This is a genomic window from Streptosporangium sp. NPDC000239, from assembly GCF_040300765.1.
GTDB lineage: Bacteria > Actinomycetota > Actinomycetes > Streptosporangiales > Streptosporangiaceae > Streptosporangium.
The window spans coordinates 1,016,060-1,031,290 of the sequence record NZ_JBEPEI010000001.1 but is presented as its reverse complement, the minus strand read 5'-3'; the positions used below and the strand labels follow the sequence as shown (position 1 = coordinate 1,031,290).

The following is a 15,231-nucleotide window of genomic DNA, read 5'->3' as shown; positions in this document are numbered from 1 at the left end:
CAGCATGACCACCAGATCCCTGCTCGCGTCCGCGTGGGCGCTCGACGTCAACACCGGGAGCGCCGCGGTCCCTGTGTGGACGCCCCTGAAGGGCATGACGTCCTTCAAGGAGACGATCAACACGACCCTCGAAGACGACAGCGACTTCGACAGCGAGGGCTGGGGGTCGGACGAGACGACCCAGCGCAAGTGGCAGCTGGAGACCGAGGGCAAGAGGAAGCGCGACGCGTCTAACGACGCGGCCTTCATTCCGGATCCCGGCCAGCAGTTCGTCCTTGAGGCCGGAAACCTCGTCGGTGTCGGGAGCGACATCGAGATCCGCTACTACCGCAGGGACGGTGCGCCGGACGCGTGGCAGGGCCGCGTGAACGTCCAGTACGGCGGTGGCGGCGGTGGTGTGACCGCGCTGGAGCCGTTCAACGTCACGTTCGGCGGCAAGGGCAAGCGCACCGCCATCACCAACCCCGCAGCGTAGATAGGAGCCCCCCTCCATGCCGAAGTTCCCCGAGCTCGACGCCTCCCTCGGCGAGACGCTCGACCTGCCCCTCCGCCTCCCCTCCGGCCAGATGAAGATCTGCATCGTGCAGCCGGTCGATGCCAAGACCTGGGCCAAGCTGGCCGCCCGCTTCACCGGTCTACGCGACCGCCTGGCCGCTGCCCAGAGCGACGACGAGGAAGTCGCCGATGACCGATCCGAACTGGCCTTGTACCGGCTGACTCTCGGCACCGTCTTCGACGAGCTGGTCGCCGACGGCGCGGCGTGGCGGCAGATCCGGGCCGCTGGACTGACGGCGCTGTCGTGGCACATGCACGGCCCAGAGGCCGCTGAGCAGACGTGGCGGGAGGGAGGCCTCCCAAAACCGAGGTCGACCTCGGAGACGAGCGACGAGACGGGGACCCCGGCGGAGGGCCCGTCGACCCCGTCACCGGCCTCCGAGAGTGGTACGACCCCGAACCGCAAGGGTCAGGCATCGGCTGGGACGACCTCTTCGCCCGCTGGTCCCTGATCGAGGCTGACCTCCACCAGACGTACGGGGTGGATCTGGAGGAGCCTGGCCTGCTGAAGGCCCGGACCGGTCGGTGGCTCCGCGTCCGTGTCCTGGGGCTGCTCGCCGACCCGAACACCAGGATCTTCCGCATCTTGCGCGCCGAGCGCGAACCTGACGCTTCCACACCCGCCGACCAGGCGGAGTTCGACGACGACTGACCGCGAGGGGGTGATCCCTCGTGGCTCTGACCGTTGGCGAACTGGTGGCTTATGCCCAGCTCGACAAGTCGGATTTCACCAGCGGCACCAGGGCTATCGGCCAGGACCTGTCCAAGCTCCAGTCCTCGACCACCAGCTCCATGGCGTCCATGGAGCGAAGCGTCGTCAAGAGCCTCGACGAGATCGAACAGGCCATGAAGGACGGGTTCGACCCGGACGAGGCCGTCCGCGACCTCGACAAGCTCCACGCCGCCCTCAACGCCGAACTCGACGCGATGTCCGACGAGCTCGACGACTTCGACGAGATCTTCAACGAGATCATGTCGGACGCCTTCGAGGTCGACGACGTCGCCCAGCAGGCCGGGAAGCGCGCAGGCGACCAGCTCGTCAAGAATCTGCAGGCCGGGGTTCAGGACGCCGACCGCGTCGGCCGGGAAGCCGGGGAGCAGCTCGTCGACGGCCTCGACGACGGGCTGGACGAGGCCCGCCGGGTTGCCCGCCGTCGCGGCGAGCAGTCGGGTGAGGAGTTCGGCGACGGCGCCGAGGGCTCCGGCCGGCCACGCGTCGCCGCCGCTGGGGACGGCTTCATGTCCACCCTGAAGGGTCTCGGGTGGGCGGCCGCGGGCGCCGCGATCGGTGAACTGCTGATGTCCGGCTTCGAGTCGGCGCTCGACGCGGAGGACGCCAAGGCCAAGCTGATCGCTCAGTTGGGGGCGACGGGTAAGGAGTCGGAGAAGCTCGGCAAGGCGGCCGGCGCCTTGTACGCGCAGGCGTACGGCGACAGCATGGACGAGGTCGCCGAGGCCCTAGGCGCGGTCGGGTCCACGCTGGTGGACGTCGGCAAGGTCAGCCAGGCCAGCCTGCAGGCCACCACCGCCAAGGCGCTCGACCTGGCGAAGATCTTCGACATCGACGTCAACCGATCGGTCGCGTCGGTCGGGATCCTGATCAAGACCGGGATGGCGAAGAACGCCTCCGAGGCCTTCGACCTCATCACCGCCTCCCTGCAGCGGGTCCCGGCTGCGGTCCGCGAGGACCTCCTCGACGCCGCCGACGAATACTCGGTGTTCTTCAAGGGCCTCGGAATTTCCGGCGAGGAGGCTTTCGGCATTCTCGCGAAGGCGGCCGAGGGCGGCACGATTCAGCTCGACAAAGCTGGTGACGCTCTCAAGGAATTCCGTATCCGGTCGGTCGACATGTCGGCCTCCAGTGTCGCGGCCTATAAGACCCTCGGCCTCAACGCGGAGGACATGTCGAAGAAGATCCTCGCCGGTGGCCCCAGTGCGAAGAAGGCCTTCCAGCAGATCCTTGACGGCATCCTCTCAATTCACGACCCAGTGAAGCGCGAGCAAGTCGCTGTCGCGCTTTTTGGCACGCAATTCGAGGACCTCGGAAATATCGACGCTCTCGCGGCACTCCGCCCGGCGTCGAACGCCTTGGATGATGTCGGAGGTGCCGCCAAGCGGGCCGGAGACGCCCTGCACGACACAGCGTCGAATCGCATCGAGGAATTCAAGCGAGGCATTTCCCAGAACCTGACCAATTTCCTCGGCGGCGAAGTCCTCCCCGCTATTGAGGACTTCGCCGATAAGGTCGGTACCGGCTTCGAGTTTTCTGGCGCCCTGCAGAAGGTGCAGGAGTTCGCCTCTCAACTGGGGGAGCTCTGGGACAGCGTCGTTGCGGACGTCCAAGAATGGGTCTCCCAGAATAAGGCCACGATCGACGAATGGGGAGCGAAGCTTCAGGAGGGAATGTCGTCGGTCGGCGAAACCATCAGCGACGCCCTCGCCATTGCGAAGGAGCTTTGGGACGAGTACGGCGACGACGTAATTGCCACTGTCACCTGGCTGGTAGACACTTTCCTTTCGATTTGGAATGGTTTCTGGGGCACGGTAAGCGGCGCGATCAAAATTGCTAAAGGCCTCCTCACTGGGGACATGGAGGAGGTGAAAGAGGGCCTACGCAAAATCTGGGACTCCCTATGGCAGATGGCGGAGGATCAGGTAAGGCGCAGCATAGCCGCTATCAAGTCGTCCGCCTCGAAGGGCTGGGAGGACCTGCGCTCCGACACGGTCGCCGTGTGGAATCGCATGACGAAAGCCATTAATGACGGCGTGCAGGACGCCATCAAGTACGTGCAGGGCCTCCCCAAGAAGATAAACACAGTTTTCGCGAACGTCGGGAATTGGCTTCTCCAGGCTGGACGTGACCTGATCCAGGGCATGATCAACGGTGTCCGGGCGAAAGCCGGGGAGCTTGCGGACTCCGCGAGAAACGTTGTGAATTCAGCAGTCACCGCCGCGAAGAATGCGCTCGGCATTCACTCGCCGTCCAAGGTTTTCGAGGATATCGGCAAGTGGACGGTCCAGGGTCTTGTCGTCGGCCTGACGAAGGAAGGCGAAAATGCCGTCTCGGCCGTCGAGAAGATGGTCGAGCAGATCAAGGCGAAGTTCAAGGGCCACCCGGACGTGGTGGATGGCCTGCTCGACTTCGTGAAGGGCGGAAACGACAGTCTGGCCGCCTTGGCGAAGCAGCGGCAGGAGCTGGTCGAGAAGCTGGCGGCGGCGAAGGAGTACGCGAAGCAGGTCGCAGGGAGCGCCGAGGAATGGGCGTCCATCACCGGCCTGAAAGCTGAGGATCTCACCGGGGCCGGGGACATGGCGTCCCAGCTGCAAAGCAAGGCGTCCGCGATCAACAGTTTCGCCAACGACATTCAGAAGTTGGCGAAACGAGGCTTGAACAAGAAAATCATTCAGGACATCATTGACGCGGGCGTCGAAAAGGGCGCCAGCTTCGCGGAAATGCTGGTCGGGTCGGACGGCTCCGAGATTAAGGCGCTGAATAAAGCGCAGGCGGCCGTGGATAAGGCCAGCAAGAAACTCGGGAAGTCCAGCGCGGACGCCCTGTATGACGTCGGCAAAAAGTCGGGCGAGGGATATCTCAAGGGCTTGCAGGACTCCCTGAAGAAGCTCGACGCCGAGATGGCGAAAATTGCTAAGGCGCTCGTCGCCGCCATCAAGAAAGAGCTGAAAATCAAGTCACCGTCGCAGGTGATGGCGGAGATCGGCGGCTACACGGTCGACGGCCTCATCCAAGGCATCCAGGCCCGTGAAGGCGCTGCTACGGCCACGCTGACGGCGCTGATCACCAAGGCCGTCGCGGGCGCCACCAAGGCCTCCACGCTGGGCGGGGACTCCGTGGCGAAGGCGGCCTCGGCGTCGACCACGAAGATCCCCATCAACTCGGTGGCCGGGTTCAACTCCGGCGACTACGCGGTCGGCAAGGAGGCCGGGGCTGCGACCGGCACCTTCGGCAGCGGCGCTCCGGCCGTGACGGTCAACATGCCGAACGCGACCATCAGCAGCGACGCCGACATTCCGAAGCTGGGTGCGCAGTTCGGGTTCGAGTACCTCAAGCACGCAGGCGTCTGACCTGCTCCCCCATGCACGAAAGGCGGGTCCATGCCCGGAAGTGACGGCGAGCTGTCGTTCGCCAAGAAGATCCGAACGTTGCAGTTCGCGACCGGCCGATCCCGACCCGTTCGTCGGGAGGGACGCGACGAGGCGGGCCGCACGGTCCGGCGGGTGACGGAGCGCACCGACTCCGGCGCCGTCACCACCGTCACCAACCGGTCCTCGACCCGGGGCGACCACCAGGACGTCCATGTGCAGGCGCCCCTCGTCACCGGCGCCGCCCGACCTCAGGAGGTGAAAGCGTGACGGACCTGACGATTCAGGAGCGGGCTGCGCGGGCGGCGGCGGAGGCGGAAATGCTGGCCGCGTGCGCCGAGCAGTCCGAGCTCCTGGCCGCCGCGAAGGCGGCGTACGAGGAGAATCCCTGCCCGGAGACGCTGGCCGCGCGCCGCGACGCGATGGGGCGGATGTACGAGTTCCGGGCGTTCTTCCGCACCATCGCGCGGATCCAGACGCTGCGGAGCGAGGCCGCCAAACACCCCGCGGACTCCCCCAAGCGGCAGGCCGCGGAGGCTGAGGCCGCGGTGCTGTGCCGGGCAGTCGGGCAGGCCCCGGACTGGACGCCCCCGTCTCCAACGCCGTCCGGGGGCGGCGATGTGACGGTGGCCGCCCGCCCGGTGCGGGGTCGCGGCCAGGCGATGCGCCCTGGAGGTGCCTGATGGCATGGTCCGCGAGCGGGTTGTTCGTGGCGACGCAGGTTGACCAGTGGGACCCCACGAACCTGGCCATCGACTTGACGGCCGAGGACAGCAAGGTGGCGTTCTGGGGGTCAAGCGTCACCCCGAACTTCGACACCGACACGGCCTACAACACGGCCCCGTGGAACTCTGGGCAGTCCTCCGGCGCCGGGTACACGGCCGGCGGGCCGACGCTGACCGGCACCACGCTGGCCGTCGTCTCCGGGTCGATGCGGTTCGACGCCGACAACATCCAGCTCGACAACAGCACCATCACGTCCGAGGGCGTCCTGCACTACTGGCCCAACAAGACCAACAGGGCCTTCTTGGCCGTGTGGTTCGGCGGGGTGAAGGAAACCCAGGACGGGACGTTCCTCATCACCTGGCACGCGAACGGGATCGCCGTGCTCGACTGCACCCCATAGGAGGTCAGCGTGGCCACCGGCACCATCACCCTGCCCCTCAGCGCCGCGACCCTGCCTGACGGCAGCAGCAGCAACGCGGCCCCGGCCCTCCAACGGGTGAAGTCCTCGGCGGCCGCACCGTCGCCGTACTTCCTGCAGGCCGCGTTCGACGCCACCACCAAAGAACAGATCATGTGGTCGTTCCGGATGCCTGTGGATTACGCGTCCGGGCCCGTCCTGAAAGTCCAGTACAAGATGGCCAGCGCGACCACCGGCAACGTCATCGTCGAAGGCAGGATCGCCGCCGTGTCCGACGGCGACGCGACCGACGTCGACGCGAAAGCCTTCGGCTCCGCGAACAGCTCCTCCGCGATCACGGTCCCGGCCACCGCCGGGTACCTCGACGAGATCACCCTCACCCTCACCAACGCCGACTCGCTGGCCGCTGGGGACTTCGTGATCGTCTACCTCGCCCGCGACGCCGTCTCCGACACCGCGACCGGCGACATGGAAGTCGTCGCCGTCGCCGTCGACTACACCACCATCTGACGGGAGGTCTCTGTGGCGCGGACCTTCACCAGCGGCAGCGGCCTCGTTTGCTCGGTCGGCGACCTGTCCACGCTGACCCTCGCCAACACGACATGGGTGGTCGTGGTCCGGTTCACCGCCACCACCGACGGCTCCCCACTCTGGGTGTCCGGCGACACCATCCCCGGATTCCTGCTCTCCGAAAACGCCCTACTGCTGGTCACGACTTCTGGCGGCCTTTCGGTCCCGTCGTTCAACGTGTCGGCGGGGGACGGTTGGATCCTGTACGCCGCTACCAAAGCTTCAGGGTCAGCCATTCCCCGCTACCACAAGTACGTGTACAGCACGGGTGTCTGGAGCCATAGCGACGGTGACAGCACCGTGCTAGATGGGGCTGCGGCCGGGGGGTCAGCAGTCGTCAACCTCGGCCTCGACATGTCGGGTGATCTTGCTGCCGCCGCGATCATCCGCCGCGTCCTCAGCGATAGCGAGATTGAGAACCTCGCGCATTCGCTGACCGCGTGGGTGGCGGCTGCCCCGGCGAGCATGTGGGTGCTGGACCAATCCACCACCGGGCAGACGGTGGCAGACTGGACCGGGCGAGGATCGAACCAGACGACGCTGACCGGGTCCAGCGTGGCCGCCTCGTCCGCGCCGATCGGGTACGGCGCGCAGGTCATCGACACGATCCCGAAGCGCACGATCCCCGCCAACGTGACCCCAGGGGTGTTGTCGGCGCCGTGGACGCTGCCTGCCCCGGCCATCTCGGCGGGCCGCACGGTCGCCCCAAGCGTCGTATCGGCGCCGTGGTTGCTCCCCGCCCCCGAGGTGTTCACCATCGGGGACCTCCCGACGCTGGTGGAACCGAACCCCGTCGTGGCCACAGCCACGGTCCCTGCTCCGACGGTGCAGGCGTTCAAAAACGTGAACCTCACCCCGGCGCCGGTCATGGCTGCGGCCACGGTCCCCACACCGTTGGTGTCGGTGCCGGTCAACCCGGGCGACGACCTCACCGGGCCCGGACAACTCAGCTTCAACGGTTACCGGATCGGCGGCGGCACCTACATCGGCCTCGACACTCTCGACGGCGCCGACATCGCCCTGCCCGGGGTGGACAACGGCAACGTCCCGAACCCGAACGCACACGGATCCCTGCCCGGCCGGAAACTGTCGCAGGCCCGCATCATCACCTTCACCGGCAAGCTCAAGGCGCCCCGGGACATGGTGCAGGAAGTCGCCGAAGGGCTTCGCGACGCCACCCCGATCCTGGAGGGGGACGAGGAGTGGCCGCTCGCCATCCAGGTCCTCGGCACGATCTACGTCGGGGACGGGGCGGTCCTCCGCCGGCACGTCGACATCAACAAGACCTACCGGCTGGGGTTCGCCCCGGTCATCCTCCAGTGGGAGCTGTCCGACCCCCGCCTGTACTCCCGGCAGCTCGTCAGTGCCGTCATCGCCGACGGAACCGTCCAGTCCCTGGCGAACGCGGGGAACGCCCCCACACGCCCGCTGATCCGCATCCCGGGCCCGTCGGACCGGCCGCTCCTGACCGCGGACCGGCTCGACAACCTCGGCCAGATCGCAGAGACCCGGGTGCTGGAGTTCGACCTGCAAGTCGAGGCCGGGGAGACGCTCATCATCGACGTGAAGCGCGGCACCGCGGCGATCGGCGACGACTCCAAGATGAAGTTCCTCACCGGCGCGTCGTTGTCCGTCCCCGACTTCACCCTGTCGCGTGGGTTCACCGACGTCTCCTACCAGACCGTCCCCGGCGGCGCCCCACCAGCCACCGTGCTGTGGCGCCACGCCCACATCTAACCGAGGGGGTGAACGATGGCGATTGCTTCCGTCCGCTCCGTCGCCGCCACCCCCATCCAAGGCGCCTCCAGCACCGCCTCCCGCGGCGAAGTCCGCGTCGGTGACCTGCTGATCGCGTTCCACTCGTCAGACGCTGGCGCGCCCGTCAGCAGCCTGTCGATCGCGGGCGGCGGCGTGTGGCAGACCCTCACCTCAGCGGCAGGGTCCGGCTGGTCCGGGACGAAGATCTACTACAAGACGGCGACCGCGGACGAGCCGGACACGTACACCGTCACCCAAGGCGGCACCGGCCCGGACGTGGTGGTGTTCATCCTGGCCGTCCGCGCCGCGACCTCGACCGGGATCATGGTGGCGCAGCTGCCCGGCACGACGGCGCCCGCGCTGGCCCCGTCAGCAGGATCCGGGCTGGAAATCCGGTACGGCGCAGGCGTCCCGCAGGTCGGCGGCAGCGTGTTCTGGGCGCAGTTGCCCGGGTACGACGGCCTCGACTTGCAGTCCACCGTCTGGATGACCGGCAGCCTCGCCGTACGACAAGCCGTGTCCTCCGCCCCGCTCGACCCGGTGGATATGGCGCCCATCCCGGCGCTCACCGCCAGCCACGCGTTCACGATCTTCGTGCCGTCGGTCGTGGTGGAACAGCCGGGAACACCGACGTTCCCAGCGTTCACCCCCGGCAAGGGTGTCGCATTCTGGCGGTTCACCGTCCACGACTTCCTGACCGGCGGGTACCGGGGCGACATCACCCCGTCCCAGTGCACGTTCGACCGGCGCATCGCCGCACCCGGCAACTGGACCGGCACGGTGCCGATCCCGAACGCGACCGAAGGCCGGCGGATCGACGAGATCATCCCTCGCGACGTGACGGATCTACGGTCCGGGCCGGGCCGGATCGTGGTGCACTGCTGGCGGCAAGGTGTCCTGTGGGGGATCTACTGGATCCACACCGCGGTGACGGAGCGCTCCGAGCGCGGCACGGTCACCATGCAGCTGCAGGGCACCACGTTGGACGGGTACCTGCACTCCGTCGCCCTGACCGCCGACCTTGCCCTCGAAGGCGACCAGCTCGACGTCGCCCGCGCGCTCGTACTCCACATGCAGGCGACCCCGGGCAGCGACATCGGGTTGTCCTTGCAGCCGGGTCTGTCCGGGGTGGAACGGGACCTGGAGGCGAGGGTCGATGACTTCTACGGGCGGGTCCTGGAGAACTACGCGCGCGCCACGAACGGCTTCGAGTCCGTCGTCAACCCTCGGGTGGTCGACGGGGCGATCATCCGCAGCATGGAGTTCGGCTCCCCGAAAATCGTGAACCCGGACGGTGAGCACGTGTTTGTCGAGGCTGTCGACGGCGGGGACATCGTCACGTGGCGGGAGCAGCGGTCCGCGCTGCTGGGCGGCACCCGGTACGGGGTCGTCGGCGGCACCCCGCCCGCGACCGACGTCACCCGCAACTCTTCCGCGGTACGGTCCGGCCTGGTCGTCACGCCGCACGTCGCGGCGGGGTGGCCGATCGTCGACAAGCGGATCCCCCACCCGACCGCGTCGACGGACCTGCCGACGTTGGACGACTACGCGGCCTACTGGGCAAGCAGGGCTCCGGGGGCTCCGCCGGTGTTCTCCGCCAGCGTGATTCTCGGCACCGGCTCCACCCTCGGCCCCAACAGCTTGGGCGACATGGCCCGGTTCATCCTCCACAACCCGAGGTACCCGCTCACCGCCGAGGGCGGCGCCTCCTTCAACCTCAGGCAGCGGCTGCTGGCCTGGAGCATCACCCCGTCCACCCGCGGCGTCGGCAAAGACCGTGTGGACCTCGTCACCGAACAGGAGGCGCCGGAGTGAGCCAGCTACTCGACCCGTACCCGCTGGACCAGACCCGCATCATCAAGGACCTCGAACGGCGGGTGGAGCAGCTGGAGGCGCTGCTCCGCCGGACGACGGGCACCCCCGTCACCCAGGCGTCCTCGGAGTTCTTCATCCCGGACAGCCCGTCCACCCCTGACGTCCCCACTGGCGGCATCGTCCTCTACTCGTCGTCCGGGGCGGCCTGGTGGCGGTCGGGAACCGGGACGACCCGGCCGTTGACGCCTCCGCAGATCCCGGCGACGTCGAACCCGGCCGCGTTCATCGTGGGGTCCGCGCCGAGCTCCTACAACTCGGGGTGGGGCGGGGACATGCGGGCGGCGCTGCAGGACCTGCACACCACGGTCACCACGCTGATGACCAAGATGCGTGCGACATCCCCGCCGATCCTGGCGACCTGAGCTGGGGGCGTCCGCGTGAAGGATGCGCTGAGGGATGCGCGGACGCCCCCCTTCCGCCCTCGGTGACGGATCTGTCATCGACCCTTTATGCCATCTGACCTGGCGAAATGCCCTTCAGAGGCCACGCCGGGTGACAGATGACAGATCCCTCCCTGTTATCGCCCCACGTGCGCGCGCACGCGTACGCGTAAGGGGAGAACGCGACGGAATCTGTCACCTGTCACGGCGCCCTCAGCATCCACGCGTCTCCGCACGTCAACCCACCTACCACCGTTGTGACGGATCGCACGGATCCGTCACCCCCTCCGAACGGGAGCCCATGTGACCGAGATCCTGGCCGTCTGCGTGGCGCTGGCCACACTTGCCGGGGGCGCTGCCGTCGTCGTCAAGTTCTTCGGCCTGGTCAAGCGCGTCCACGACTGGCTGGACGACTGGCAGGGAGAGCCCGCCAGGCCAGGGGTCCCGGCCAGGCCGGGCGTGATGGCGCGCCTGGAGCAGATCGAGGCGCGCACCGAGGTGATTGAGGCGCAGCTGAAACCGAACGGCGGTCAGTCGACGCGCGATGTCGTCAACCGTGTGGAGGCGAGCGTCCGCCGCGTCGAGCACGCCCTCACCACCCCCGACTTCCCTCCGGAGGTATGACCATGGCCAGGATGCCCGGCGCGCAGTGGCGCCCCATCTCTGTGAACTACACCCGGTACGGCCAGGTCGAGGTGCGTGGCGTGGTGCTGCACATCATGGCGGGCACGCTGACCGGGACCGACGCGTGGTTCCGGAACCCTGCCGCGTCCGCGTCGAGCCACTTCGGCACCAGCCGGGCGGGCGAGCTTCGCCAGTGGGTCGACACGAAGGATCGGGCGTGGGCGCAGGGCACCGGCAACCGGTCCTGGATCTCGATCGAGAACGAGGGCCGGGGCGGCGACGTCCTCACCGACGAGCAGCTCGACGCGTGCGCCCGCATCCTCGCTTGGGCCCACCAGGAGCACGGCGTACCACTCCAGGCCACCAACGACCCGAACGGTCGAGGCCTTGGCCACCACGGGATGGGCGGTGCGGCGTGGGGCGGCCACTTGGCCTGTCCCGGCGCGCGAATCGTCGCGCAGAAACGGGAGATCATCGCCCGCGCGAAGCGGCTCCTCGCCGGGCAGGAGGACGGGCCGCCGCCGTGGCCGGGCCGCCTCCTCAAGTACGTCACCGGGGCGCCGCTCATGTCCGGTCAGGATGTCCGCACCTGGCAGGCCGCGCTCACCCGGGCGAACTTCCCGGTGCGGATCGACGGCTACTACGGCGCGAAGAGCCGCGCGGCGACGCGTGCGTTCCAGCGGGCCCACCGGCTGGTCGACGACGGCGTTGTCGGGCCTGCGACGTGGCGGGCCGGCGTCCGGTAACTCACCCCCGGCCGTCGTCGTGGCGGCCCTGGCTCTCCTGGAGGAGAACCGTGAACGACCTCATCCTGTCCTGGATTCGTACCGCGGTCCCGGCCGCTGTAGGGTCCCTGATCGCGTGGCTGGCCACCAAGGGCCTCACCCTGGAACCGGCGGAGGCGACCGGCCTGATCCTGGCTGTTGGGGGTGTGTGCGTCACCCTCTACCAGGTGGTCGTCAGCACGTTGCAGCGGCGTTGGCCGATCATCGGCGTCCTGCTCGGATCCACCCGGGTGCCGACCTACCAGGCGACGGCGAAGGGCACGCACTCGGATCGGCCTCTGCACACCCTGTAGCCTTGGCCGTCGGGGTCCGGCTGTGCGGCCAGCTCGCCGGGCCCCACTGAGTTCTGCACAACTGAATGATTTCGAGGGTTGTGGCCTGCAAAGCCGCAGGTGAGCAAGTGTGGTCCCCGCGCATGCGGGGATGGCCCCGGTACGCACCTGACCGCGCCTCTCACCGTGTGGTGGTCCCCGCGCATGCGGGGATGGCCCCTCGTTGGTGGCGATCATTGCCGCCGCGCGGGAGTGGTCCCCGCGCATGCGGGGTTAAAGCCCCCGCCCGTTCTCCTCGTGAGAGCGGGCGGGGGCTTTTCGTCGTGTTGGCCGCCGTTGAACAGCGTCGCGTGGGATGCTCCCGATCAGGTTCCTCTACGTTCGGGAGGCGTCACATGAAGATCACGTTCCTCGGCAAGGACCCCGAGAGCCAGGACGATGAATGTCCAAGCCTGTACGACACCGACGCCGGCACCTACCTCGTGCAGGGGTGGCAGACCTCGAACCCGGCTGTCGTGGAAGTGCCGTGCCGCCTGATGACCCGCATGGCCAACAGCGGCCAGCTCGACTCCCCCAGCGACGGCCAGCCCGTCGAGATCGTCCGCACCAGCCAGGACACCTACCTGATCCGTGGACGCCAGGTGACGGACCCCGAAGCGCGTCTCTCCCTGCAGCCAGTCGCGGAGTTCGAGACCGTCATCGAAGTGGCCCTGGGGCTGCGCGACGCGGTTCGGGAGGAGTACGCCGGTGCAGCTGGAGCGTGACGAGTGGCGGGCCCGGTTCGCCAACGTGAAGCACGGCGCGTTCCACCTGGAGCTGCGCGACGTCTACGGCGTCCCCGCTGAGTCGGGCCCCTTCACTCGGTGGTTGGCCGGGATCCCGGAGACGGACGAGGAGATCACGGCCCGCCGGAGCGGGTGGGGGGCTCTCGTGCAGGGCATCACCAGCACGGGCCGCACCGTCCGGCGCGTGAGGGTGGTCACCGAGCCGCACACCGACTACATCCGGTGGGAGCACGAGGGAACCGCCTTCAACGTGGAGTTCGGCGAGGACATCCGGTGGCTTCCCCGCCCCCAGTTCCCGACTGACCTCGCTCTGCCCGTGGAGGGGCGCGACTGGTGGCTCCTCGACGAGACCTCCGTCGTGGTCAACCTGGTCGACGCTGAAGGCCGCGCGGCTGGGATGGAGCTCGTCGAGGACCCGACCGTCGTCGCTGACTGCGTGCGGGTGCGGGACCTGTTGTGGCCTCTGGGGATCCCGCACGCCGACTACAAGCCGGTCACCGCCTGACCCTGATGTCCAAGCAGGCTGAGCAGGCCCGGCAAGCACTCGGCGCCCGCCTCCGGGAGATCCGCAAGGACGCGCAACTCTCGGGGCGGGCGCTTGCTGCATTGGCCGGGTGGCACCCGTCCAAAATTACGCAGCTGGAGCTCGGCAAGCGCGGGCCGTCCGAGAAGGACCTGCGTGCCTGGGCCCTGCACTGTGGTGCTGAGGATCAGCTGGCTGACCTGATCGCCACGGTGCGCGGCATCGACTCCGCCTACGTCGAGTGGCGGCGGCAGCTTCGCACGGGCCTCCGGCGCCGTCAGGAGGCGAGCGCGTCGCTGTATGAGCGGGCGGCCCTGCTGCGGATCTACCAACCGGGCGTACCGCCCGCGCTGCTGCAGACGGCCGAGTACGCGGAGGCGGTTCTCCGGTCCCGGCAACGGTTCCGGGACCTGCCTGACGACGTCATGGCGGCGGTCACGGCACGGATGGACCGGCAACGGGTGCTGTACTTCGGGGGGCGCCGGTTTCTCGTGGTCCTGGAGGAGCAGGTGCTCCTCACACGGTTCGGCGACGACAAGGTGATGGCCGGCCAGTTGGACCGTCTGCTGGACGTCATGGGCATGCAGCGGGTCAGTCTCGGCATCATCCCTGCGGCCGGGCCGCGGCTGATCGGGCCGGGCGAAGGGTTCGTGGTCTTCGACAACGAGCTGGTGCGGGTGGAGACGACGAGCGCTCAGTTGACGGTCACGCAGCCTGCGGAGGTCGCCGTATACGCGCACGCGTTCGCGGCGATGCAGGCGGCAGCGGTGTACGGGGCGGAGGCCCGGGCCCTGGTGGAGGTTGCGCGGGCGAGGCTGTCAATTTAAGTCAACGTCCTTCAGACCAGACGCCTCCCGGCCGTAGCGTCCCAGGTCATGGGCGATGACCTCCAGCACCCCCAGAAATTCCACGGCCGTCGACGCCGTACCCGCGACCTCCCCGAGCCCCCGGCTCCGACCGACCTGAGGTGGCCGGCCATCCACGCGTCGTGGTCCGGGATCGTGACCATCTGGGCCCTGCCCGTTCCCCGTCAGGAGTCTGCGCCGTCGGGTGAGCCCCGGTGAGCCGGGCCGACGACCAGGAAAGGTTGCGGCTTCTCCTGGGGCCGTACGACCCGTGGCGCGCGTACAAAGTTCGTGTCCCCGACGACCTCTCGCAGGTCCCAGGCGTCCGGAAATGTAAGCACTGCGGAAGGCGGATCGTGTCCTCGTCTTCGGCGCTGGGGCGGCTGTGGGTGAGCGCCCGCGCCGTGGCCTCATGTTCGACGTCGCCGGACGGGGGACACGAGCCCGCGCCCGACTGACTCAGGCCCCCGGCTCCTGTCGTCGCTTGCCAGGAACCGGGCCGGGCGCCCGAGGCTCTTCTGGAGGGGAGACCCTGCGGGCGCCTCATGCGGCCCTCACGTGCAGCATCACCTGCATGTGGGGGCCGCACCTTTTTGGCACCAAATTCGCACGGAAAGACCGCTTAACTTTTCCGCGCACTGGTGGAGGACGACCAGGTGATACGATGCCCGGCGCATAGGTGGGTGGGACGTAAGCGCAGCTTAAGAGGATGATCGGAGCCCCTTCCCTTCTCTCACGCCCCCTTTATCCGCCGTGCTCAGAGGCGGTCGGCCGGAGGAAGGATCATGGAAAAAAACATCCGGACCGGGCCCGTACAGGGGACCGGCCGAATGACAGGCCGCCCCAGGCTTGACCCCTTTTGTTGTCCTTCCGGCCGCCAGGAAGGCTCCCGGCGGCCGGAACGTGATCGAGCCCGGCCCTGCCGCGCCCCGGACGAATCGCATCGGCCCGCCCCGGGTGAGGGCTCCGGGGCGGGCCGGAAACCGCCGGCGGGCTCCTGCGAACGCGCCCAGG

Annotated in this window: 17 protein-coding genes; all 17 read left to right on the top strand. The window is 68.2% G+C overall.

Annotated features, from left to right (window positions below; genetic code table 11):
* Positions 1 to 4: 4 nt before the first annotated feature.
* The 17 genes from ABT340_RS04670 (at position 5) to ABT340_RS04590 (ending at position 14,199) form a co-directional block, all read left to right on the top strand.
* Entirely contained in the window at positions 5 to 475 is a 471-nt protein-coding gene (locus ABT340_RS04670) for a phage tail tube protein (protein ID WP_352009267.1), read from the top strand.
* Between the two features lie 16 nt (positions 476 to 491).
* Positions 492 to 1,007, top strand: coding sequence for a DUF7426 family protein (locus ABT340_RS04665; RefSeq protein ID WP_352009266.1), 516 nt, complete (start codon positions 492 to 494; stop codon positions 1,005 to 1,007).
* Positions 1,008 to 1,036: 29 nt separating this feature from the next.
* Positions 1,037 to 1,207, top strand: a complete 171-nt coding sequence (locus ABT340_RS04660) for a hypothetical protein (RefSeq protein ID WP_352009265.1) — start codon at positions 1,037 to 1,039, stop codon at positions 1,205 to 1,207.
* A gap of 20 nt (positions 1,208 to 1,227) precedes the next feature.
* Entirely contained in the window at positions 1,228 to 4,638 is a 3,411-nt protein-coding gene (locus ABT340_RS04655; protein WP_352009264.1) for a phage tail tape measure protein, read from the top strand.
* 30 nt (positions 4,639 to 4,668) lie between these two features.
* Positions 4,669 to 4,926 carry a hypothetical protein gene (locus ABT340_RS04650; protein ID WP_352009263.1) on the top strand — a complete coding sequence of 86 codons (258 nt, stop codon included), beginning with the start codon at positions 4,669 to 4,671 and terminating at the stop codon, positions 4,924 to 4,926.
* Positions 4,923 to 5,339, top strand: coding sequence for a hypothetical protein (locus ABT340_RS04645; RefSeq protein ID WP_352009262.1), 417 nt, complete (start codon positions 4,923 to 4,925; stop codon positions 5,337 to 5,339). The genes ABT340_RS04650 and ABT340_RS04645 overlap by 4 nt, the downstream gene beginning before the upstream one ends.
* On the top strand, positions 5,339 to 5,782 hold the full coding sequence (locus ABT340_RS04640) for a hypothetical protein (protein ID WP_352009261.1): 444 nt from the start codon (positions 5,339 to 5,341) through the stop codon (positions 5,780 to 5,782). The genes ABT340_RS04645 and ABT340_RS04640 overlap by 1 nt, the downstream gene beginning before the upstream one ends.
* Positions 5,783 to 5,791: 9 nt before the next feature.
* Entirely contained in the window at positions 5,792 to 6,310 is a 519-nt protein-coding gene (locus ABT340_RS04635; protein WP_352009260.1) for a hypothetical protein, read from the top strand.
* Positions 6,311 to 6,322: 12 nt separating this feature from the next.
* Entirely contained in the window at positions 6,323 to 8,107 is a 1,785-nt protein-coding gene (locus tag ABT340_RS04630) for a hypothetical protein (RefSeq protein ID WP_352009259.1), read from the top strand.
* A 15-nt stretch (positions 8,108 to 8,122) separates the two neighbouring features.
* On the top strand, positions 8,123 to 9,943 hold the full coding sequence (locus ABT340_RS04625) for a hypothetical protein (RefSeq protein WP_352009258.1): 1,821 nt from the start codon (positions 8,123 to 8,125) through the stop codon (positions 9,941 to 9,943).
* Complete coding sequence (locus ABT340_RS04620) at positions 9,940 to 10,365, top strand: hypothetical protein (protein ID WP_352009257.1); 426 nt, start codon at positions 9,940 to 9,942, stop codon at positions 10,363 to 10,365. The genes ABT340_RS04625 and ABT340_RS04620 overlap by 4 nt, the downstream gene beginning before the upstream one ends.
* A gap of 321 nt (positions 10,366 to 10,686) precedes the next feature.
* On the top strand, positions 10,687 to 11,007 hold the full coding sequence (locus ABT340_RS04615; RefSeq protein WP_352009256.1) for a hypothetical protein: 321 nt from the start codon (positions 10,687 to 10,689) through the stop codon (positions 11,005 to 11,007).
* Between the two features lie 2 nt (positions 11,008 to 11,009).
* Complete coding sequence (locus tag ABT340_RS04610; protein ID WP_352009255.1) at positions 11,010 to 11,753, top strand: peptidoglycan recognition protein family protein; 744 nt, start codon at positions 11,010 to 11,012, stop codon at positions 11,751 to 11,753.
* A gap of 50 nt (positions 11,754 to 11,803) precedes the next feature.
* Positions 11,804 to 12,085 carry a hypothetical protein gene (locus ABT340_RS04605; RefSeq protein WP_352009254.1) on the top strand — a complete coding sequence of 94 codons (282 nt, stop codon included), beginning with the start codon at positions 11,804 to 11,806 and terminating at the stop codon, positions 12,083 to 12,085.
* 374 nt (positions 12,086 to 12,459) lie between these two features.
* A complete protein-coding gene (locus ABT340_RS04600; RefSeq protein WP_352009253.1) occupies positions 12,460 to 12,828 on the top strand; it encodes a hypothetical protein in 369 nt (122 codons plus the stop codon).
* Positions 12,812 to 13,354 (top strand): DUF6879 family protein, encoded by a 543-nt coding sequence (locus ABT340_RS04595; protein WP_352009252.1) that lies wholly within the window; start codon positions 12,812 to 12,814, stop codon positions 13,352 to 13,354. Before ABT340_RS04600 ends, ABT340_RS04595 begins: the two co-directional genes overlap by 17 nt.
* A gap of 5 nt (positions 13,355 to 13,359) precedes the next feature.
* Positions 13,360 to 14,199, top strand: coding sequence for a helix-turn-helix domain-containing protein (locus ABT340_RS04590; protein WP_352009251.1), 840 nt, complete (start codon positions 13,360 to 13,362; stop codon positions 14,197 to 14,199).
* Positions 14,200 to 15,231 lie beyond the last annotated feature (1,032 nt).